The sequence below is a fragment of the Komagataeibacter nataicola genome, from assembly GCF_003207795.1.
GTDB lineage: Bacteria > Pseudomonadota > Alphaproteobacteria > Acetobacterales > Acetobacteraceae > Komagataeibacter > Komagataeibacter nataicola.
The window spans coordinates 90,210-107,486 of record NZ_NIRT01000011.1; the positions used below are offsets into that span (position 1 = coordinate 90,210).

The 17,277-nt window shown below is 64.3% G+C and carries 25 protein-coding genes; 3 read left to right on the forward strand and 22 right to left on the reverse strand.

What is annotated here, in order from left to right; translation table 11 throughout:
* Position 1: 1 nt before the first annotated feature.
* Positions 2-745, reverse strand: a complete 744-nt coding sequence (locus CDI09_RS08355) for a hypothetical protein (RefSeq protein WP_078527987.1) — start codon at positions 743-745, stop codon at positions 2-4.
* Positions 746-877: 132 nt separating this feature from the next.
* Here CDI09_RS08355 and CDI09_RS08360 point away from each other — a divergent pair, with 132 nt between their 5' ends.
* Genes CDI09_RS08360 through CDI09_RS17580 form a run of 3 tightly spaced genes read left to right on the forward strand, consistent with a single transcriptional unit; the run spans position 878 to position 1,828 of the window.
* The gene (locus CDI09_RS08360; protein WP_110571252.1) at positions 878-1,090 is read left to right on the forward strand and encodes a type II toxin-antitoxin system HicA family toxin; all 213 of its coding nucleotides are present in this window, start codon (positions 878-880) and stop codon (positions 1,088-1,090) included.
* Between the two features lie 2 nt (positions 1,091-1,092).
* Positions 1,093-1,518, forward strand: coding sequence for a type II toxin-antitoxin system HicB family antitoxin (locus CDI09_RS08365; RefSeq protein ID WP_078526104.1), 426 nt, complete (start codon positions 1,093-1,095; stop codon positions 1,516-1,518).
* Positions 1,519-1,540: 22 nt separating this feature from the next.
* Positions 1,541-1,828, forward strand: coding sequence for a hypothetical protein (locus tag CDI09_RS17580; protein ID WP_146220826.1), 288 nt, complete (start codon positions 1,541-1,543; stop codon positions 1,826-1,828).
* 19 nt (positions 1,829-1,847) lie between these two features.
* On the opposite strand, the gene CDI09_RS18820 is transcribed toward CDI09_RS17580, so the two are convergent.
* From CDI09_RS18820 to CDI09_RS08465, 21 genes are all read right to left on the reverse strand, one after another.
* Positions 1,848-1,970 carry a hypothetical protein gene (locus tag CDI09_RS18820; protein ID WP_282956655.1) on the reverse strand — a complete coding sequence of 41 codons (123 nt, stop codon included), beginning with the start codon at positions 1,968-1,970 and terminating at the stop codon, positions 1,848-1,850.
* Between the two features lie 106 nt (positions 1,971-2,076).
* Entirely contained in the window at positions 2,077-2,703 is a 627-nt protein-coding gene (locus CDI09_RS08370; RefSeq protein ID WP_078526105.1) for a hypothetical protein, read from the reverse strand.
* 159 nt (positions 2,704-2,862) lie between these two features.
* On the reverse strand, positions 2,863-3,198 hold the full coding sequence (locus CDI09_RS08375) for a hypothetical protein (protein ID WP_236944470.1): 336 nt from the start codon (positions 3,196-3,198) through the stop codon (positions 2,863-2,865).
* Between the two features lie 75 nt (positions 3,199-3,273).
* Positions 3,274-3,612 (reverse strand): hypothetical protein, encoded by a 339-nt coding sequence (locus CDI09_RS08380; RefSeq protein ID WP_078526109.1) that lies wholly within the window; start codon positions 3,610-3,612, stop codon positions 3,274-3,276.
* Between the two features lies 1 nt (position 3,613).
* On the reverse strand, positions 3,614-4,045 hold the full coding sequence (locus tag CDI09_RS08385; protein ID WP_236944471.1) for a structural protein: 432 nt from the start codon (positions 4,043-4,045) through the stop codon (positions 3,614-3,616).
* Positions 4,046-4,080: 35 nt separating this feature from the next.
* Positions 4,081-4,404 carry a hypothetical protein gene (locus CDI09_RS08390; RefSeq protein WP_236944472.1) on the reverse strand — a complete coding sequence of 108 codons (324 nt, stop codon included), beginning with the start codon at positions 4,402-4,404 and terminating at the stop codon, positions 4,081-4,083.
* Positions 4,405-4,455: 51 nt separating this feature from the next.
* Positions 4,456-4,878, reverse strand: coding sequence for a hypothetical protein (locus CDI09_RS18440; RefSeq protein ID WP_205836592.1), 423 nt, complete (start codon positions 4,876-4,878; stop codon positions 4,456-4,458).
* Complete coding sequence (locus CDI09_RS18550; RefSeq protein WP_236944473.1) at positions 4,878-6,101, reverse strand: glycine-rich domain-containing protein; 1,224 nt, start codon at positions 6,099-6,101, stop codon at positions 4,878-4,880. The genes CDI09_RS18440 and CDI09_RS18550 overlap by 1 nt, the downstream gene beginning before the upstream one ends.
* Before the next feature lie 7 nt (positions 6,102-6,108).
* Positions 6,109-6,705: a YmfQ family protein gene (locus CDI09_RS08405; protein WP_078526115.1), complete on the reverse strand. Its 597-nt coding sequence runs from the start codon at positions 6,703-6,705 to the stop codon at positions 6,109-6,111.
* On the reverse strand, positions 6,699-7,823 hold the full coding sequence (locus CDI09_RS08410) for a baseplate J/gp47 family protein (protein ID WP_078526117.1): 1,125 nt from the start codon (positions 7,821-7,823) through the stop codon (positions 6,699-6,701). Before CDI09_RS08410 ends, CDI09_RS08405 begins: the two co-directional genes overlap by 7 nt.
* 1 nt (position 7,824) lies before the next feature.
* On the reverse strand, positions 7,825-8,325 hold the full coding sequence (locus tag CDI09_RS08415; RefSeq protein WP_078526119.1) for a phage GP46 family protein: 501 nt from the start codon (positions 8,323-8,325) through the stop codon (positions 7,825-7,827).
* Positions 8,326-8,348: 23 nt separating this feature from the next.
* Positions 8,349-8,861 carry a phage baseplate assembly protein gene (locus CDI09_RS08420; protein ID WP_078526121.1) on the reverse strand — a complete coding sequence of 171 codons (513 nt, stop codon included), beginning with the start codon at positions 8,859-8,861 and terminating at the stop codon, positions 8,349-8,351.
* Positions 8,858-10,075, reverse strand: a complete 1,218-nt coding sequence (locus CDI09_RS08425; protein WP_078526123.1) for a phage baseplate assembly protein — start codon at positions 10,073-10,075, stop codon at positions 8,858-8,860. Before CDI09_RS08425 ends, CDI09_RS08420 begins: the two co-directional genes overlap by 4 nt.
* A complete protein-coding gene (locus CDI09_RS08430) occupies positions 10,072-11,370 on the reverse strand; it encodes a DNA circularization protein (RefSeq protein WP_078526125.1) in 1,299 nt (432 codons plus the stop codon). Before CDI09_RS08430 ends, CDI09_RS08425 begins: the two co-directional genes overlap by 4 nt.
* Before the next feature lies 1 nt (position 11,371).
* Entirely contained in the window at positions 11,372-13,408 is a 2,037-nt protein-coding gene (locus CDI09_RS08435) for a phage tail tip lysozyme (RefSeq protein WP_078526127.1), read from the reverse strand.
* Between the two features lie 129 nt (positions 13,409-13,537).
* Positions 13,538-14,215, reverse strand: a complete 678-nt coding sequence (locus tag CDI09_RS08440; protein WP_249034010.1) for a phage tail assembly protein — start codon at positions 14,213-14,215, stop codon at positions 13,538-13,540.
* The gene (locus CDI09_RS08445) at positions 14,212-14,595 is read right to left on the reverse strand and encodes a phage tail tube protein (RefSeq protein ID WP_078526131.1); all 384 of its coding nucleotides are present in this window, start codon (positions 14,593-14,595) and stop codon (positions 14,212-14,214) included. The genes CDI09_RS08440 and CDI09_RS08445 overlap by 4 nt, the downstream gene beginning before the upstream one ends.
* Positions 14,596-14,604: 9 nt before the next feature.
* Entirely contained in the window at positions 14,605-16,092 is a 1,488-nt protein-coding gene (locus tag CDI09_RS08450) for a phage tail sheath subtilisin-like domain-containing protein (RefSeq protein WP_078526133.1), read from the reverse strand.
* Positions 16,089-16,328, reverse strand: coding sequence for a DUF2635 domain-containing protein (locus tag CDI09_RS08455; RefSeq protein WP_078526135.1), 240 nt, complete (start codon positions 16,326-16,328; stop codon positions 16,089-16,091). Before CDI09_RS08455 ends, CDI09_RS08450 begins: the two co-directional genes overlap by 4 nt.
* 10 nt (positions 16,329-16,338) lie before the next feature.
* A complete protein-coding gene (locus CDI09_RS08460) occupies positions 16,339-16,863 on the reverse strand; it encodes a hypothetical protein (RefSeq protein WP_078526137.1) in 525 nt (174 codons plus the stop codon).
* Positions 16,860-17,277: head-tail joining protein (locus CDI09_RS08465; protein ID WP_249034011.1), on the reverse strand; the 418-nt coding region annotated here is incomplete at its 5' end. The genes CDI09_RS08465 and CDI09_RS08460, both read right to left, overlap by 4 nt.

A 17,277-nucleotide genomic window follows, 5' to 3' on the forward strand; every position in this document is an offset into this window, starting at 1 on the left:
CTTATGCCACACCCCGCAGATACGCATCATTGGCCGCGACCAGCGCCTCCCAGTCTGACTGGCTGGGTGCCTGAGCCGTGGCGGGCATGAGCTGGCGCCAGGCGAGCGCATGGGCTTCCATGATGCGCGAGCGCACCCATCGCCAGGTGGCGCGCTGCGTGGTGCCCCAGGTGAGCAGGGTCACGATGTCAGTATCGTCCGTGCCGGTATAATCCCAGCCCAGCAGGCAGTGGCCGTTCGCGGGGTTGGGGTTCGGGTCGCCGTGTCCGGCCGGGGTATCGGTATCCCACACCGGAGCCAGCGCGCCGTTCTCGTCCTCCCACAGATCAGCGTCGGCCAGCTGCACACCGAGATAGGCTGCCGACAGTCCGGCCATGACATTGCGCACCCCGTTCAGGTCACCCGGATCCGCGCTACCCCAGAGGGGGAACAGGGTCTGGTTGGTTACGGCATACCCATCGCGCAGCGCGGTGGTCAGCACATCGACTTCTACACCGCCCCGATCCGTGGCCGGGCTGCCCGGCATGTAGCCGGTGGAGCGGGAATAGAACGCCACGGCCTGCGGCGTGGTGATGTCGGTCTGGAACCCGTTCAGGACGGACGTGGCGCGGATATGATTGCCGATCCCGGCCGAGGTGCAGTCGCCCAGTTCGTCATTGCCGAGCAGCAGCGGGGCAGGATCGATATGGCTGCGGTCCAGCCGGACAGGAGCCTGCCGGGCCATGAAACCGTGCATGGTCGACATGGAAGGCTGGCCCGCCCGCGTCTGCGCAGGACGGCAGCCGAGCTTGCGCAGATTCGCAAGCTGGCGATGTTTCTCGTTCATTTGTGAGCGATTTCCGTTGACATTCGCGCATATGTGCGCGATATTGTGGACATGAAAGCCGCTGACCTCCTTGCCCGTCTCCGCCGCCTCGCCAACAAAAATGGCTGGGACATGACCGAACGTAAGGGGAAGGGGTCGCACATCGTGGTGCGGCTGAACGGCAAGCCGACGGTGGTTTCAAACCATCGCGGTGACATTGCCACCGGGACGTTCCGCAAGATCCTCAAGGATCTCGGGCTGACCGAAACCGATCTGGAGGTATGAGGATGCTTTACGCTTATCCGGTCGATCTGGAGACCAACCCGGACGGCACCATCACGGCTTCATTCGAGGGGCTGCCAGGGGCAACTGATGGGACAACCCGGGAGGAAGCACTGCGCGAGGCCCAGGACCTGCTGGTCACGTCACTGTCCGTCTATGTGGATGACGGTGCAGAGGTGCCAGTTCCACCAGCGGCCAATGGTCGCCCGCTGGTTTATGTGCCTATGCTGGAAGCGGCCAAGTTGGCGCTCCATACGGCCATGCTGGAAAACAAGATCAGCAATGTAGAGTTGGCGCGTCGACTGGGCGTGGCTGAATCCTCAGTGCGCCGCTTGCGTGATCTGTTGCATGAAAGCAAGATCGGTCGCGTCGAAGCAGCGCTGCATGCTCTTGGTCGACAGACTGTTGTCCAAGTAATGGAAGTTGCATAAAAAGTTATTGGAGACATCGCATATGGTTAAATTAAATATTCGGATGACGACGGGAAACAAGAGTGCAGCTATATTAGCGGATGGGAAGGTGATTGGTGGAATTACAATGACAGATAAAGAAACTTACACTATAAATACAAATGGGAATATTTCAGATATAGATGGGTTATCTGACACATCTATAAAAAAAGTTTGGGAAAGAGCTAAAATGCAGAATCGATATGGCAGTGAAGTTATAGATCAATCAGATATTGAGGGCGAAGATAAACAGGTACCTCAACCAAACGATGACGATCATAATATCACTTAATTTTTCAACATAATAATTTTTATTTAAGATCATGATCTCGAAATTGTGCAGCCACATAAAACGCATGCAGCTTAAGCGGGATCGTGACCAGCAAGCCGATGAGGACGACAACGCCGCCCGCACCGGAGATGACGCCCTCCATGAAGGGCGTCATCGTGAACTGCTCGCCAGATAGGCCAGCAGGATGAAACCCGCCAGCACGCCACCAATGGTGCTGGCAGCCCAGAGGAAGAAGATTCCGGCGGGCGTCATGCCGTTACCCCCAGCACCTTGAGCGCCTGCTGCACCTGTGCCTGCGAGGGGGCAGGCGTGGCGCTAGTCATTGCCCCGACAGGGCGCCGCACGGCCACGCTATCCAGCAGCCCCTTGAAGGCGGACACGATGGTGCCCAGCGCGCTCAGGGCGGTGTTGGCGTTGGAAAGGTCGGTGCTGGCGATCTTGGTCTCCACCCCGGTGATGGCAGCACTCAGGTCACTCTCTACAGTGCCCAGAGCCGACAGCACGCTATCCACCCGGCTTTTCCAGTTCGTGTCATCATAGGTGATGGTGAGCGTGGATCCGGCCGCCGAGGAAAAGGCGTTCAGGGCCGCGCCCAGGGCGGTATCGCCTGCATTGATGATCGCCACGGTCGGCGCGCCGATGGCGCTGGCCAGGGCCGCGATGCTGAGGATGGTCGAGACGGCATTGAGGCCTGCCTGCCCGTAATCCTTGATGGCTGCCACGTTGAGTGTGAGGGTAGTGACCTCACCATTTTTCGTGACCGTGCAGGCGGGCAGGGCGGCGGCAGCAGCAATCGCGGCGGCAGACATGAATGCCCTGCCGAGGAAACGGCGGCGGCCGCCATCGACGGCCACGAGGTTGACACGCTGGGTCATGGACGAGTTTTCCAGTCTGGATATGAAAATAGCCCACCCGCACCACAACACCGCAGGAAACCGGCGTTTTTCGTGTGATGCAGGTGGACCAGTTTACAGGTGGAGGGGCGCAGGAAGCCCGGCGGCCGGTTTACAGACCGGGCCTATCCGGTTGACAGATCAGCGCACAGGCTGCCCCGGCACCATCGGGCGCGGGGCCTCGACCTTTTCCGGGGCAGGCGCTGCGGCCGGGGTCGCGCTGGCCGTGGCAGGCGTGGTCTCGATTGCCGTTTTCAGGTCGGTGATGCCGGTGAGGATCTTCGTCACGGCGGCATCGATGCCCGCCAGGTCGAGGTTGGGCGCGGCGCGGGCCACGATCACGGGGATCAGCGTCTGCAGCAGGGTGCCTGCCAGCTGGATGTCGGCCTGCGCGGTGGCCGTGTCTTTCTTGCCCAGCGCGGTCTCGATCAGGGTCTCGAGGGCAGGGATGGCGGCGGTGGTGTTATCGTCAGCCATGAGTGGCGTCTCCATACAAAAAAACCGCCTCAAAGGCGGTTGGGGGATCAGGATGACTGAGCCGGGACCGGCCAGTCAGCCGGGCGGGGAAGCGCGTGCGGGCGGCTTGCCAGGGCGCGTGGAGCCGGGCGGCACATCGAGGCGCTGCTCGACCGCGCTGCGCGGAACCGTTGCGGGGACCATCGCCGCCTTCTTGCCCGGCTGGTAGGCAGGCAGGTTCCACCCGCGCGCCTGGGCGATGGCGGTGACCACGGTCCAGACCAGCACCCATTTCGAGGTGGGGTCAGGCGGTCGCCAGAACCGCGCGATCAGGGCGCAGGTCGAGATCAGGAACGACACGATGACCACGACATCCCCGGCATACTGCGCGGGGAGCATCGACAGTACATCCTGCAGGAGCGAGAAAGGGTCCATGTCAGGCCTCGGCAGGCTGGGGCACGGCAGGCGCCGCGTGCAGCGCCTGGTCGATCTGGGGCAGGCCGAGATGGCCCGGCCCGTTCTCCATTGTTGCAATGCCCGCGATCAGCGCCCGCTGGGTAGCCGTATCGTGCAGGTCCAGCACGGTATCGGGCTGCACGCCCATACGGCTGCACAGGGCGTAAATATAGGCCCCGGTGGGGTTCTCGCTGGCGGGCGCATACACCGATATGATGGCACGCACCGTGGTCAGCCCCCGCTCCCCATAGCGCAGCAACTGGTCGCGCAGCGCGCGGATGCCATCCGCCATGGTGGGGAAGGCGGCAAAGCGGGGGCAGGGCACGCCGGTTTCCAGATGCGCGCCGGGCTGGCCCACGTAGTCGAGATTGCCGGGGTTGTTGTTGCGGATGCCGCGCGGGAGTTGGCTCATGGCGTCAGGTTCCTTGTTCGGGGCATTGCCTGGGGTCATGGATGCCCACCGTGCAGGAGCTGGCCGAACCAGTCGCAGAAGGGCGGATAGGCGAACAGGGCGGCGGCGATGGTGCCGATCACGGTGATCAGGCCGACGATGGCTGCCCCGATCTGGCGAAGGGCTTTCATGCCCCCGATGAGCTGGCCCATGCATTCGCGCATCTCGGTCGACAGGTCACGCACCTCGCCGCGCAGGGCGCGCAGGTCGGTCTCGGTTGATTCGACCTTGGTCTCGACGCGGACCAGCCGGTCGCGCAGCTGGGGATCATCACCGAACCCCAGCACTCTCCACAGAATGAACATCAGATTTCCAGGCAATAAAAAACCGCCTCATCGGGCGGTCGGGCAGGTGCGGGGTGTACGGGCGGGTCAGGTCGTGGTGGCAGCCGTTGCAGTACCATTCAGGTCCGCCGGGACGGCAGGTAATGCCGTGCTGGTCGTATCCGTGCCGTTGGCGATGGCCCGCAGGGCGGTGAGATAGGTCACGACATCGGCGGGCGTGCTGGCCCCATACATGCCGTAGGCCTGCCATGTGGCAGATGCGGCGGCGGTCAGGGCGTTCTGCGCCTGCGTGGCGAGAGGTACCGTGGCGGCAGGGTTGACCGGCACCGAACGCGCGGGCGTCACACCGTAGGTATCGCCGGGCTGGTAGATGCTGTCCGCGTCCTCAATCAACACGGTGCTGGCGGGTAGCGTGAAGGCTGCCTTACCGTCCCATTCTATCGTATTGACCACATAATTTGCCGGTTTGTCGCCCGATGCGGCGCTCAGGCAGATCAGATAGCGCGCCATTATGCGTATTCCTCAATAATCACCACGCCGGGCATTCCCAGGCCGCCCGCCTGTCCTACGGACTGATTGTATCCCACGCTTGCACCGCCTCCCCCAGAACCGTAACCAGTGCCGTCGATACCAGCGTTCTTCAAATTAGTACCGGGGCCACCAGTCCCAAGAGGGGTATCTCCTCCATCTCCAGATTTTCCGTTAGATTTACTGAACGTAATCATTGGCGATCGTCCGGCCGTTGTTGGACGGGAAAGCACCACGATACCCTTGGCCGGAGCAGGAGGGGCATCCGTTGAGTATTGCGGGAGGATTTCTCCGACAGATCCCCATGACCCGCCAAAACCGCCCCCACCGCCAAGTAGCGTAACCAGTGAGCCTATTGTGGTAGTCCCGCCGTTGCCCCCCGCTGCGCTCGAGGGGGCCGTACCACCAGCGCCGATTACGATGTCCACTGAGTCACCAAAATCATCGGCAGTGATCCAGAATTCTATATATTGTCCCGACAGGCCACCACCGCCGGATGCCTGGTCATTGCCATCTGTATAAGGAGCACCCCCACCCCCGCCGCCACCGCCGCATGCGCGGATGTGCAGCCATTTTGTCGCGGCGTTCCGGGTGAATGTGAGGCTGGATGTGATTGACGTAACGCCAATCAGTGCATTGGCAATGAAGTTCATTGCCTGCAACTGGCCGAGGGTGACCGGATTTTGCGCAGCGGCCGCGTCAGGAACAGTTGGCGCGACTGCGAAATCGACCTCACCTGTAACCTTGCCGCCGTCTAGGGGCAGGTAACCATTCAGCGCCGTGGTCAGGGCACCGCTGGTGATGTAGCCGTCGAGCGCGGTCGCGGTCAGCAGGCCGACCGTGGTTGTGCCGTAGGTAAAAGCTGGCCCCTTGAGGGCAGCGGAATAATAGAGCACGCTGCCTGCCACGTCGCCTGTAGCCAGCACGCCGGGCGAGCCGAGCACGGCGCCCGAGGCGGCCTGTTTGGCCAGGGCCTTGATGGCCGCTGAGAGCTGCCCCCAGTTGGCCGGGTCCAGCATCAGGCCCGCGTCAAGGATGGGCTGGATGATCTCCGCCATGACCATATTATAGTGCGCGGCCGGGAAATCGGTGGCGGGGATGGTGGCCGCCGGGTTGCCATCCGTGGCCCAGCCGGGCGTGCCGGTAGCGGGCATCGTGTCGCGGTTGGCCTCGGTGACAGTGCCGGTGCCGATGATGAGGTCCATCGAACAGCTATCCTTCGCTGTAGTTGAATATCAGGATGGTGTGGGCGGGTTTGCGCGCGGTCAGCTCGCATTGCAGGACCGTGCTGCCCCATGTGGCAAAGGGCTCGCCAAAAGCATTGCCAAAGCGCAGGGGCGTGACGGTAAACTGCGGGGCATTGACCTGCCACGTATGCGCCCAGGCATCGCCGCCGAAGGGCGTGCCGAACTTGCGGCCAAAGCGGCTGGGCGCGAACTCGGTGATGGTGATGTCGTAACCAAGAGTGGCGGCAAACTGCTCGAAATACGCGATCGAAGCCCCGCCATTATCGGTCAGCCGGGCCACGACCTGCGCGCGGCGCAGCTCCACCGTAGGGCTCTCGCCCGCGCAGGGATCGGGCAGGCCGAGGGTTGCCTCCCATTCCGGCAGCAGGTTGGCCGTCGTGGAGGGGAAGGCGTCGCCGATCAGCTCGCCAGCCGACTGCCCGCTGCGCTGGAAGGTGGGCGCCCACACGCCCGAGATCTGGTAGGGCATGGTATCGGGGTCACGCGACCAGATGCGCCCGCGCGGCAGCAGGTTGAGCAGGGCGGTGCGGAAATCCGCAACCGAAAAGATGGGCGCTACCATGCCACACCATCCGCGCCGCTCACCGTGCCCAGTACGGGCATGGAACCCTGATTCGCACCGACTACGGGATCGGTCGGGGATTTGACCTCGAAGCTGTCCAGCCCGATGGCGGCGATGGCCTCCTGCCAGTCATTGGGGTTGATGGTGCCACCGGGGGCGGATACGCGCCGGAACATGTCGGCCAGCGCGGTCTTGATGGCGGCATGATTGGCCGTGGTGTCGCCCGTGCCGAGATCCGTGATGACGAAGTCCACCGGCTGGGCGATGGGAGCGCAGGTAATGACCAGCGCCGTGACGGGCCGCTCGGCCTGAATGGCGTTGGCCACGGTCAGCTGGTCGCCCGTGGCCGTGGTGTAGCGGGGATCACCCGCCGCCGTGCCGTCGGTGCCAACGGGGAAGCCACCGGTGGCGGCATTGGCCTCATCGAGCATGACATAAACCACCACCGTGCCCGCGCCGAAGCCGTTGCCCACGCACCAGGCGCGGGTGACGCCGGTCACGGCCTCGGCCCAGTCCACGTAATCCGCCTGCTTGCCGTCCTGCCCCTGCGCCTGGAACGCGTCCATCACGCGGGTGCGGAAATCGTCCTCGTTCTCGATGTCGGCGCCGCTGACCGTTACCCCCGTGACCGTGCCACTGGTCTGGATGCCGGGCACCGGGCTGGACAGGGTGACGATGGTGCCCAGCGTGACGCCCGCGCTGCCGGTGCTGCTGGCGGTCCAGTCGACCACGGTCTGGCCATCGGCCGTGACACTCTCGGCCGAGGCCGTGGCCAGCACGCCGCCCTGGAGCGCGAACTGCGTGCCTGCGGGGATGGTGCTGGCGCCGGTGGCCGGGAAGGTGGCCGTGCCGGTCGCGGCCGTGGCCCCCTTGCGGTACACGCCCTTGAGCGCGCCCCATGCGGCGAGATATTCATCCGTAGCCGTCCACGGCACGGATTGCAGGGAAACCCAGTCGATATAGCCGTAATGCAGCCACGCCAGCCCGGCCAGCACCATGGCCAGCACATACAGCACGGAGAAGCGCAGCACGGCCACGACGCCGGGAATGCCACCGCTCACGACATCCTGCAGGGCCTGCTGGCGCAGCTGCGACAGGGTGGGGCGTGGATAGGCCATATCAGGTCAGGCCCTCCCAGGCCCATGAGAAGGTAAAGGTTTGGGGCGTGCTGTTGCCCGGCTGGGTGAGGGTGACGGAGAACTCCGCCATGGTGGGGATGGTGGCGCTCCACCACGCGCTGACCGCGAGCGAGCGGACCACGCCATCATCGACCAGCCATTGCAGGGCCTCGGTGCAGATGCTCTCGATCTCGCGCGGGATGGCCCGGGTGCCCACCATCACCGCGCGTCTGAGCTGCCACAGGCGGGAGCCGATGGGCAGGTCGCCAAAGGCGTCGCCCCACCAGCCGCGCCGGTCGGCCCCGGCAGACCCCGGCGCGCCCGTGGGCGACTGGATGCCTGCCGCCATGTCGGCCGAGGAGGGCTGTTCTGGCGCCACGCGATCGGTGAACAGGGAGACCATGACGGCCGAGCGCAGCGGGTTGTCGAGTGCGAGGTCACCGGACACAATGGGCCAGTCGCCGCGTGCCTCGCGGACGTTCCAGGTGATTGCGATATCCATGGAGAAAGCCTGTATTCTGCGGCCTAGCTGGCCTCGGGCGCACCCGACTTGCCGCTGCCCGCCGTGACGCCGCCATGCGGGTGGGTGGAAAGCTTGATGCCCTGCGCCACGACCTCATTGCCGGTGATGGTGCCGGTGGCCGTCAGGTCGCCGGTCAGGGCCGTCTTGCCGTTGGCGGGAATGATGGCGATCGAACCATCCTCCTTGAGCCAGATCCTGCTGCCGGTTCTGGGGTGGAAGAGGCAGACGTCGCCGGGCTGCAGGTCTTTCGGCCTGCCGCGCTGGTCGCCCGTGGCGACGACGACGCCGCGCGTGCGGTCGCCCCCCAGAAAGACGACAACCACGTCCGACCCCGGCACAGGTCTGCTGGCCAGTCCGTATTCCTGAACCATGGGCAGGTCGGACCGCAGCTCGCCAGCCGCCAGTGCCGCCTGCAGCGTGGGCGTGCTGACCTGTTCGTTCGTGTCGGCCGTCTGGCGGCCGATACCCACCGCCATCATGACGCGGCGGGCCGTGCGGACGAATGCAGAAGTCATGAGGCGGTATCCTGTGGTGGCAGATCCTCGGTCTGGATCGAGCCATCCGTGCTGTTCTGATCGCTGGTCAGGGCCTGAATGAATTTGTCAGCCAGAACCGGATTGAGCAGGGGCTCGGGCGAATAGGCCGCGGGAGGCATAAGCACCACGTCGGCATGCGTGCCGTCATCGACCGTCTGGCGCAGGGTCAGTTCCCCGATCAGCATGTCCTGCTGCATGCCGTCGGCCGCGGTAACGGGTGCCAGCGTGTTCGGAAGCCAGATCTGCCCGGCCTGGTCGCGCCAGCTGTCGCATGTGAGCGAGATGGGATAGGCGCGGCCAATGCGGCGGTTGACCTCCCACTGCACGCGCTGGCGGGTGACGGCGTAATCCTGATCGCCGTTCTCGACCGGGATCAGCATGTTGCGGATGCGGGGCACGCCCGGATCGGTCGCCTCCACACCAACCGTCAGCACACCCATCTGGCTGTCGAGGGCGTTCTCGTTCGGGTCGGTGAACAGCGACACCGTGCCCTGGCAGACGGCCGTCACCTTCGAGTAGCGGCCGCCAAGGCTGCGCACGGTCTGCAGGTGCTCGATGTTCTGCCCCAGCACGAAGCCGCTGGCGGCGCGGGATGTGCCCACGCCTGACATGCAGATGTTGCCATCCGGCCGGTCATAGAACAGCACGGCCGCCAGCCGCGACAACCGCTCGATCACCTCGTAAGCGGTTTCCGTCAGGATAACGGAGAAGGCGAGGATATCGGTATTGCCCGCGCCGTTGATGGAGATCACATCGATGCCCGCGAACTGGCAGACCTTGCGGGCGATGGCCAGCGCGTTGGTGCTGTTCATCTGGAAGGTCGAGAACTCGGCCGCGCATTCGACCAGATCCACGCTTTTGGAGGCGATCTGCACCTCGATCATGTGATCCTCGGGGCCGATGTCCTCTACAACCGTGATGACGTAGCCGGTAAACACGAGCACGCTGCCGATATAGACTTGGCACGTATCACCGGGGTTGAGGCTCGAGGCCCCCACGGCCGAGGCGCGGGCGGACGTCATGCCAAGGGACGCGGTCCATGGCATGATCTCGATGCCCAGCCGGAGCACGGCAGAGGTCCAGTTGGTGATCTGGCGCGCGGTCGAGCCGGATTTGACGACGATCGAGACCTCATCGGACGGGGAATTGTTCCACCCGAGAAAGTCCGACACGGCCGATAATGCACCGCTCATGATGACAGGGCCTCGAAACTGGTGGGCATGAATGCCGGATGGATGGGGTCGGCACGCTGGATCAGGTCGGGCGCGCGGGAGCCGTTGGCATAGACCTGCTGGGCCAGCACCAGCGCGGGCAGGGGCGCGTTGCGGGTGACAGTCACCAGATCGGGTAGCCGGGCCGCGCGGTCGGCCAGGTCCTGCAGCACCTGGGCGCGCAGGTTGCGCAGGGCCTGAAAGGTAGCGTCATCGCCGCTATCCGCCGCAATCACTGCCTCATCATCCAGCATGGCGCCGATGCGCGCGCGCATGGCCTGCGCCTCATCCGACGTGGCGGGCTGCCAGTCCGCCAGGGCGTAGGCCAGCGAGAGCAGCGCGGCCTGCCTGCACAGCGTTGCGGTGGCGGTCTGTGCTGTTGCAATCGCGCCGCCGATCGGTGCGCCCGAGGCCACGACCGATGGGCTGTAGGTGGCCAGTGGCAGGAGCACCGCGATCTGCGCTGCCGGATCAGCAATGGCCGAGCGGACGGATTCAGGGACGGCCATGATGGCTGTCGCCAGCGTGTCGGCATCGGCGGCCCCATCGAGCGCCGATACGTTTCCACTCACGACCTGACTGCTGGCTGTCAGCCCGGCAAGGATGGTGCCCACCGTGGCGCTGTCATCCACCACAGCCCCGCTGCCGCTGGCATACCGCCCGTTATTGCCGGGCAGGGCTGCCATGGCCCCGGCAAAAGCCCTGGGCGAGCGGATGGCGCTGTTGGCCCGGCCGCCCCAGTCCGACGCCACACCGCGCCCGGCATGCAGCACGGTTGCGCCGTAGCTGTAGGGGGTGAGCGTGGTGGCGGCGTAATCAGACGAGATGGCCGAGCCAAACGCTACAGCGGCAACCCCGACGGCGGCATGCAGGGCCAGCATGATGGTGGAGGACAGGTAGGAACTGGCCTCGACCAGCTCCATCTCGACATCCACCACCCCCATGACGCCATCGCGCTCATACCATTCGAAGCGCAGGAGCGCCGCCTGGATGACGCCGATAGTGGGATGCACCAGAAGGCCGGGGCCATTTGTCTCGGCTGCCGTGATCAGCAGGTCGCGCTGCGCAAGGCATTCCGGGCCAATCAGGAAGGCACGGATACGATAGCTGCGGGGCGCGCGCCCCAGATCCTCGGCCCAGACCTTGTCACGGAAGGGGTAACGATGGACCTGAAAATTGCGACCGTTGCTGCCACCGCTGCCCACGACCACGAACGGGATGCCACGAAACGACCCCTGCAGGTATTCTCCTGCAAGGGTTGAGAGCGTGCCGGACATATCAGTTTCCTACGGGGGTCAGATCGGTCGGCATGGCCTGCTGGACCGGGATGCTGCCTGATGTGCGGTTGACGGTCCGGACACCGGGCGAGGCGCTCTTGACGCGGCCTTTTATGCCCGGGGCGGCCTCGAGATGTACGGTCAGTTCCTGCTTGAGCGGAGCGAGCGCCTGCGTTGCCGCACCGGATGGGACGGACATGTCGGTGCCGGAGAAGTACTGCCCGGCCAGCTGGTTGGCGAGCTGGCCCCGGCGGACCATTTCACCCAGCTGATCCCGGGGGCGTTCCACGTAACCTGAGACGACAGCGGCCGATGCCGCAGGGCTGCGCATGCGCCGGAGCAGGTCGCCGCCCCTGCTTTCCGTGGTGTTCAGCTCGTAGTCGAAAAACTTGAGCTGTTCATCAAGGTTCGACTGATGGATGTCGTGACCATACAGGCGCTTGAACAGGGCCTGCCGGTCAGCATGCCACTGGCCGATGCCATAGGCCTGCCCATTATCGCCTGACAGATGCGGGTCCATCCCGCTTTCCTGCACAAGGTTGGCGACAATCCCGGCTGAGTTGGCTCCGGTCCAACCACGGGAACGAAAGAATGCATAGGCATTTTTCGTGTCTTCCTGATTGGAGATCTTGCGTTGCTGGCCATAATTCCGGCCAACCATGCCGCCCGAAAGCCACCACGCGGCATTGTCTAGATGCGAAAACCCGGGAATGTAGCGATCGGGCATCGAGCGTAGGTTATTGTCAGGGTCCGTCGCTCGGATGGTCCGATAGGCTGCATAACCTACTGCCAGCGGTACGCCTGCGCGCATAAGAAGACGCCCAGCCCCAAGCTTTCCAGCAACAGCGGCCTGACCTGCAGCGCCAGCACTGGCTGTCACCGACGTGGCGGCTGTGGCAGCTCTGGCTGCGGGCACGACCGCACGCAGGGCACCAACAACCCCAAGAATATTTGTTGTCAGCTGGAGGAAGCCCCCGAGGATCCTTGCCTCGATCATGAGCTCCATCACACGAACAACGTCTATTCCTACAGCCTTCCAGCCCCCGAGCGCATTCACTACGCCTGTTACCGCATGATAGACGCCAGCCACATCGCCCTTGATCTGGTTCCATCCGCCAGCACGCAGCCAGGTGATGAACTGGCGCACGTAACCGGTAATGTCCTGGGCGATCCATGTCCGGTTGGCGGCGATCCAGTCAGCCATCCCCTCGATGACGGGACGGATGGCGGGCTCGAGTGATTCGGCCAGGCTGTTGCCAAAGCCCTCCACCGCCAGCCCGAGCCGCTGCTGCGCCTGGCGCAGGCGGTTGGCGGCATCCACGCCGTTCTGGTTCATCACGCCGTAGCGTTCAGCCAGCTTGAGATTGTTCTCGAACTCGCGCGCGGTCTGCTGGAAGATCGGCATGAGGCCCTGCGCCGCGCCACCAAAGAGGGTTGTGGCAGCAACGGCCTGCGCAGCGGGGTTGCGGATTTCGCGCAGGCGTGCGGCGACACGCTGGAACAGTTTGTCAGGACTGAGTTTTTCCAGATCCTCTGCGTGTATGCCAATGGCCTTGAACTGGGCGACTGCGACAGGGTCCTGATTATGGAGGGCCGCCCAGCTGGTCTGGGATAACTGCTGGAGCGCGCCGGTCATGGACTCTGCCGAGCCGCCCGCCAGCTTCGCCGCGTTCTGCATGGCCTGCAGCCTTTGTGGGGCCATGCCCATGGTGCGCGAAGTCGTGCGCAGGTCGGTGCCGACCTGTGCCCAGGCGCTGGCAAGGCGGTACACGCCTGCCACGCTGGCAGCGCCTGTCAGCGTGCCCAGCACTGGCACGATCTGGCCGAGGGAGCGGAAGGCACCAACGGCTGATCGCCCTACGCCCACGATCCCGTTGTTCAGCCGTGACAGGCCCGAGAGGCTGGAGAAGCGGCCAAGGGCAGCCTGCACGCGGCGGACGGGAGCCTGCATCTGGGCGATGCGGGTATTGATCCGCTGGATGGTCTGGCTGGCCCGGTCTGCCGCGCTGATAACGAATTTAACGCCGGCGTTGGGCACGTTCGGCCTCCCGCTTGTCTTCCGCCGCGATCACGTTGGCTTTCTCGATCTCGGCGATCATCTCGGTGCCGGTCAGGTTTTCCACATCACGGCGGGACCAGCCGGAGAAAAACCGGCAGAGGTCAGCGCCTAGACGTTCCCATTTGCCGGGCCAGAATAAAAAAAACCGGTCAGGTAATCCGCGCCCTGCGCGAATTTGCTGATCGGCATTTTCAGGATAGCCGCCTTGGGCCATTCGCTGACCGCCTCGAGCATGGCGATCTCGGCCTCGAGGAAGGCTGCCGGCGTGCCCTTGGCTTCCGCAGCCTTCATGATCCGGCGTTCCCGCACCGTGGGCTCGCGCAGTTCCATGTCGGAGAAGGTGCGGCCGGTGGCCTCGATCGGGTCCTCGAAAATTAAAGTCAGGGACGGCGAGGTGTCCGGCAGTTCATCGGGCTTGCGGCGGTTGCGTTCCTCGAAGTCGGTCACGAACATGACCGCGCGGTCGAGCACCGTGGTGGGCAGCTCGATGACCGCCACTTCCGGCATGCCCGAGATGCGGGCTACGAGGCCGATCTGGGAATTGTAGACCGATTCAGGCGTCATCTGCCGGCCCATGGCCTGCGCCGCGCACAGGGTCTGGTACACGTTGGGCTCGTGCAGGCTCAGCTCCGTGAACGTCCCGGCCTTCCTGACCTCAAGCGGCGGCTCGAGATCGATGATGAGGACTTTCTCCCCGTCATCTTCCCCTACCATTTCGTCCCTGACCGGAATAATCGCAGCCAGAACTTCTTCATCGGTCGGCTGCCTGTGATGATGCTGGGTCACGAGACGGTGTCCTCGGTTACGGAATCGCTTTCGACATGCAGTTCGAAGGTGCCTTCCTGCGTGTTCACGGCGATGCGTTCGGTCTGCCAGGCATTATTGGCCGTAATGACCTTGCCGTTGGCATTGACCAGCACGACGGTCAGGCCCGATGCGCCCTGCAGGGAGCTGACGGCAAAGTCCCGGCGGTCACGGCAGGTGGCCTGGATGAAGCCTTCGCCGGGCATGGCGGTGAAGCCTTCGACCGCGCTCTGGCCCTTGGCGGTTTCATTGACATCACCCGAGGCCTGCCACTGGCCTTCGCCTACGACATTGAACTCGATACCGTTGACGGTAAGGGTTGCGGTGCCGCCAAGCGGCCCGCGATAGACGGTTGCGGACATGGCGGCTCCTTACGATTTGACGAACTGGCAGTTGCCAGCAATGACCCAGAGCTGGTTGGCGAAGTCATAGGGCATGAGCAGGAATACCTGGCCGCCGCCCTGATTCTGCGCCTGCAGCTTGACGGCAAAGGTATCGGCGTTCTGCGCCCAGTACTGGCTGCACTGCCAGCGGTATCGCGACACGCAGGCCTTGCCGATCAGCTGGGCTGTGGTGGCCTTGGCACCGGCCGAAATCCGGGTGCCGTCGGCCACGAGGATGAAGCCGCCGAACATCGAGGCGAGGAAGATGCGCATGTCCTGCAGGCAGATCATGGCGGTCATCAGCGTCTCGATGTCGAGGTAGCTGTTATCGGGCACGCCCTCGGCGTTTTCCTGATAGGTGGTGAGCAGGCGCTCGATATTGACCGTGCCGCTGTCATCCACCGTAAACGTGCTCATACCATCCCACAGCAGGCTGTTGCGCTGGGGCAGGGTGAAGCGCCCGGCATCGGTGGGCGGCATGACCGTCAGGGCAACGCCCGTGACCGGCAGGGCCGGGTTGATGCGGATGCTGGCCGCCACCTGTGCGCCGATCTGGGCAGCCCAGACCATGGGGGAGGACGGGCTGTCCGAGATCGCCATGATGGTGGTGTGCGGGTCGTTCTGGGTCAGGCCGAAGGCCGTGGCCTCGCCATACGTGCCCCTGTAGGCGGTGATGCCGTGGCCGTAGAGCTGCTCCATCGGTGCCCAGCGGCCATCGGTGTTGTTGAACACCTGCTTGAAGGCATCGAGGCTGGCCGTGTCGGTGTAGGGATGGAGGAACAGGTCATAGACACGGTCACCCAGCCCGGCCAGCGCTGTGGCCAGCGTGGTGGGGTTCTGCGTGCCGCCGGTCATCTGGCCCAGCGTTACGGCAACGCCCGTGGGCAGGGACTGCCCGCCAGCGGTGCCCAGCAGGTTGACGCCCAGCAGGATGTCATTGCCGCACAGGCCCCTGTTCAGCGCCGTGACGTTGATCTGGCCTGCCGTGGTGGCATCGACCGCAAGCGTGACCGGCAGGCCGGTGACCGCCTGGGCGGCTGTGACCACATTTTCAGCAATGGTGGCCGCCGTGTCGCCTGCCGTGACCAGCGTGGGGATGAGCTGGCCGCCCACATACAGGCACAGCGTGCCGGATGCGGAAGCGGGGCCAGTGATGGTGACCGTGCCCCTGGCGGCAACGGATGCGGCATCATCGGCCAGCGGCAGCACCCAGACCTCGCCCAGCGGGTCGATGGCAAAATACTGCGCGACCATGATCGCGGCCTGCGAGCCCACGCCATACAGGCCCTCGGCATCGGTGATGCCTGCGGACAGGCGCGCCGTGCCAGCAAGGGCAGCGCCCGTGGTGGTCTGGGCCACGATCAGGACGCGGCGGGTATAGGAGGCGGTATTCGCCTTGGAATTGTCCAGGGCAAAATAAAAGCCGGGCACCCGGTTGTTGGTCGGGTAGCCCGGCACCGTGATGGAGCCGCTCATGCGTGGGCCTCGGCAGGTTCAGGGACTGCCGCGGCACCACCTGAAAGATGGGAGGGCGAAGGGGCTGCCGTTACGACGGCGGCTGATGCGGCAGGCGGTGTGGACTGCACCACGTCGCCATTGCGCAGGAGCAGGAGCCAGAAGCCCGTTTGGGGCACGGTCTCGCCCTGCGCCTTGAGCAGGCGCATCGTGCCGGGCCAGCGCACTGCGCGGCCCGGGGCGGGTTTTACAAACATGTATGGAACCTCAGTTGAGGGTGGGCAGCACCTGCATGCCGGCAAAATCGGCGTTGCCGTTTGCCTGCATCTGGCCGGTGAGGGTTGTCAGGGGCGTGCCGGCCGGGGGATATTCCTCGATGTATTCCAGCCCGAACAGGAACCGGATTTCGCCAGTATGTTCGCGGGTCTGGCTGGTAATGATCTGATCGGTATCGATCGTGACCACCTGGGTGATCATGCCCTGCAGGTTGAGATCCTGCATGATGGCCAGTTCGATCTGTTCGGCCAGTTCATCGAGATACGTTCCGACTATTTCGGGCGTTTCGCCGCAGAGCTGCCCACGGATTGCGAGCGTCGTGACCCGCGTGTAATCGGTCGCCCCCCGATTGTTCGAGGTTGCCCGGTCGCGGGGCGCCGTGACCGCAATGGCCGGCAGTTTATCAAGGGCTGTCGGGAGGCTGTGGTTGACCAGAATGTTCGATCCGGCCAGCGTATTGGCAGCCTGCAGGGCTGCGACTGCGGCATCACGCAACTGCACGCGGTACAACGTCATGAGGGATTGATATCCACCAGGTTGAGTTCCAGACATGCCCCGCCATGGCTGTCGGGCTGGACCTCGAGGATCTCGTAGGTCTGGCCGTTGATGACGAATTCATCGCCCTGGGCAGGGGCTACCGGGAAATCCGATAGCCTGACCCCAAGGCGGGGCATGCTGGTGGTGATGTTCGTCGGGGTTACCCCCGGCATTTCCCCCAGCGGGTCCAGCGACTTGAAGCCATCATCGAAAATGCCGTTGATGGGCTGCGATGATGCAAGGGACTGGGATTTCCACTGATAGGGATTGCCGAAGGCATCCAGGCATGGGCCTAGCAGCCTGTCGGGTTGGGCATTTTGCGGCTGATAACGCCGAGGCTGACCCGGCTTATGCTGCCTGAAGCCGTGCCATTCTTTTGCAGTTGTATGCGAG

Excerpts from the sequence above, each read along its gene's own strand:
- CDI09_RS08355 (WP_078527987.1), bottom strand. The coding sequence starts at position 745 with ATGTCGACCATGCACGGTTTCATGGCCCGGCAGGCTCCTGTCCGGCTG.
- CDI09_RS08360 (WP_110571252.1), top strand. The coding sequence starts at position 878 with ATGAAAGCCGCTGACCTCCTTGCCCGTCTCCGCCGCCTCGCCAACAAA.
- CDI09_RS08365 (WP_078526104.1), top strand. The coding sequence starts at position 1,093 with ATGCTTTACGCTTATCCGGTCGATCTGGAGACCAACCCGGACGGCACC.
- CDI09_RS17580 (WP_146220826.1), top strand. The coding sequence starts at position 1,541 with ATGGTTAAATTAAATATTCGGATGACGACGGGAAACAAGAGTGCAGCT.
- CDI09_RS18820 (WP_282956655.1), bottom strand. The coding sequence starts at position 1,970 with ATGGAGGGCGTCATCTCCGGTGCGGGCGGCGTTGTCGTCCTCATCGGC.
- CDI09_RS08370 (WP_078526105.1), bottom strand. The coding sequence starts at position 2,703 with ATGACCCAGCGTGTCAACCTCGTGGCCGTCGATGGCGGCCGCCGCCGT.
- CDI09_RS08375 (WP_236944470.1), bottom strand. The coding sequence starts at position 3,198 with ATGGCTGACGATAACACCACCGCCGCCATCCCTGCCCTCGAGACCCTG.
- CDI09_RS08380 (WP_078526109.1), bottom strand. The coding sequence starts at position 3,612 with ATGGACCCTTTCTCGCTCCTGCAGGATGTACTGTCGATGCTCCCCGCG.
- CDI09_RS08385 (WP_236944471.1), bottom strand. The coding sequence starts at position 4,045 with ATGAGCCAACTCCCGCGCGGCATCCGCAACAACAACCCCGGCAATCTC.
- CDI09_RS18440 (WP_205836592.1), bottom strand. The coding sequence starts at position 4,878 with ATGGCGCGCTATCTGATCTGCCTGAGCGCCGCATCGGGCGACAAACCG.
- CDI09_RS18550 (WP_236944473.1), bottom strand. The coding sequence starts at position 6,101 with ATGGACCTCATCATCGGCACCGGCACTGTCACCGAGGCCAACCGCGAC.
- CDI09_RS08405 (WP_078526115.1), bottom strand. The coding sequence starts at position 6,705 with ATGGTAGCGCCCATCTTTTCGGTTGCGGATTTCCGCACCGCCCTGCTC.
- CDI09_RS08410 (WP_078526117.1), bottom strand. The coding sequence starts at position 7,823 with ATGGCCTATCCACGCCCCACCCTGTCGCAGCTGCGCCAGCAGGCCCTG.
- CDI09_RS08415 (WP_078526119.1), bottom strand. The coding sequence starts at position 8,325 with ATGGATATCGCAATCACCTGGAACGTCCGCGAGGCACGCGGCGACTGG.
- CDI09_RS08420 (WP_078526121.1), bottom strand. The coding sequence starts at position 8,861 with ATGACTTCTGCATTCGTCCGCACGGCCCGCCGCGTCATGATGGCGGTG.
- CDI09_RS08425 (WP_078526123.1), bottom strand. The coding sequence starts at position 10,075 with ATGAGCGGTGCATTATCGGCCGTGTCGGACTTTCTCGGGTGGAACAAT.
- CDI09_RS08430 (WP_078526125.1), bottom strand. The coding sequence starts at position 11,370 with ATGTCCGGCACGCTCTCAACCCTTGCAGGAGAATACCTGCAGGGGTCG.
- CDI09_RS08445 (WP_078526131.1), bottom strand. The coding sequence starts at position 14,595 with ATGTCCGCAACCGTCTATCGCGGGCCGCTTGGCGGCACCGCAACCCTT.
- CDI09_RS08450 (WP_078526133.1), bottom strand. The coding sequence starts at position 16,092 with ATGAGCGGCTCCATCACGGTGCCGGGCTACCCGACCAACAACCGGGTG.
- CDI09_RS08455 (WP_078526135.1), bottom strand. The coding sequence starts at position 16,328 with ATGTTTGTAAAACCCGCCCCGGGCCGCGCAGTGCGCTGGCCCGGCACG.
- CDI09_RS08460 (WP_078526137.1), bottom strand. The coding sequence starts at position 16,863 with ATGACGTTGTACCGCGTGCAGTTGCGTGATGCCGCAGTCGCAGCCCTG.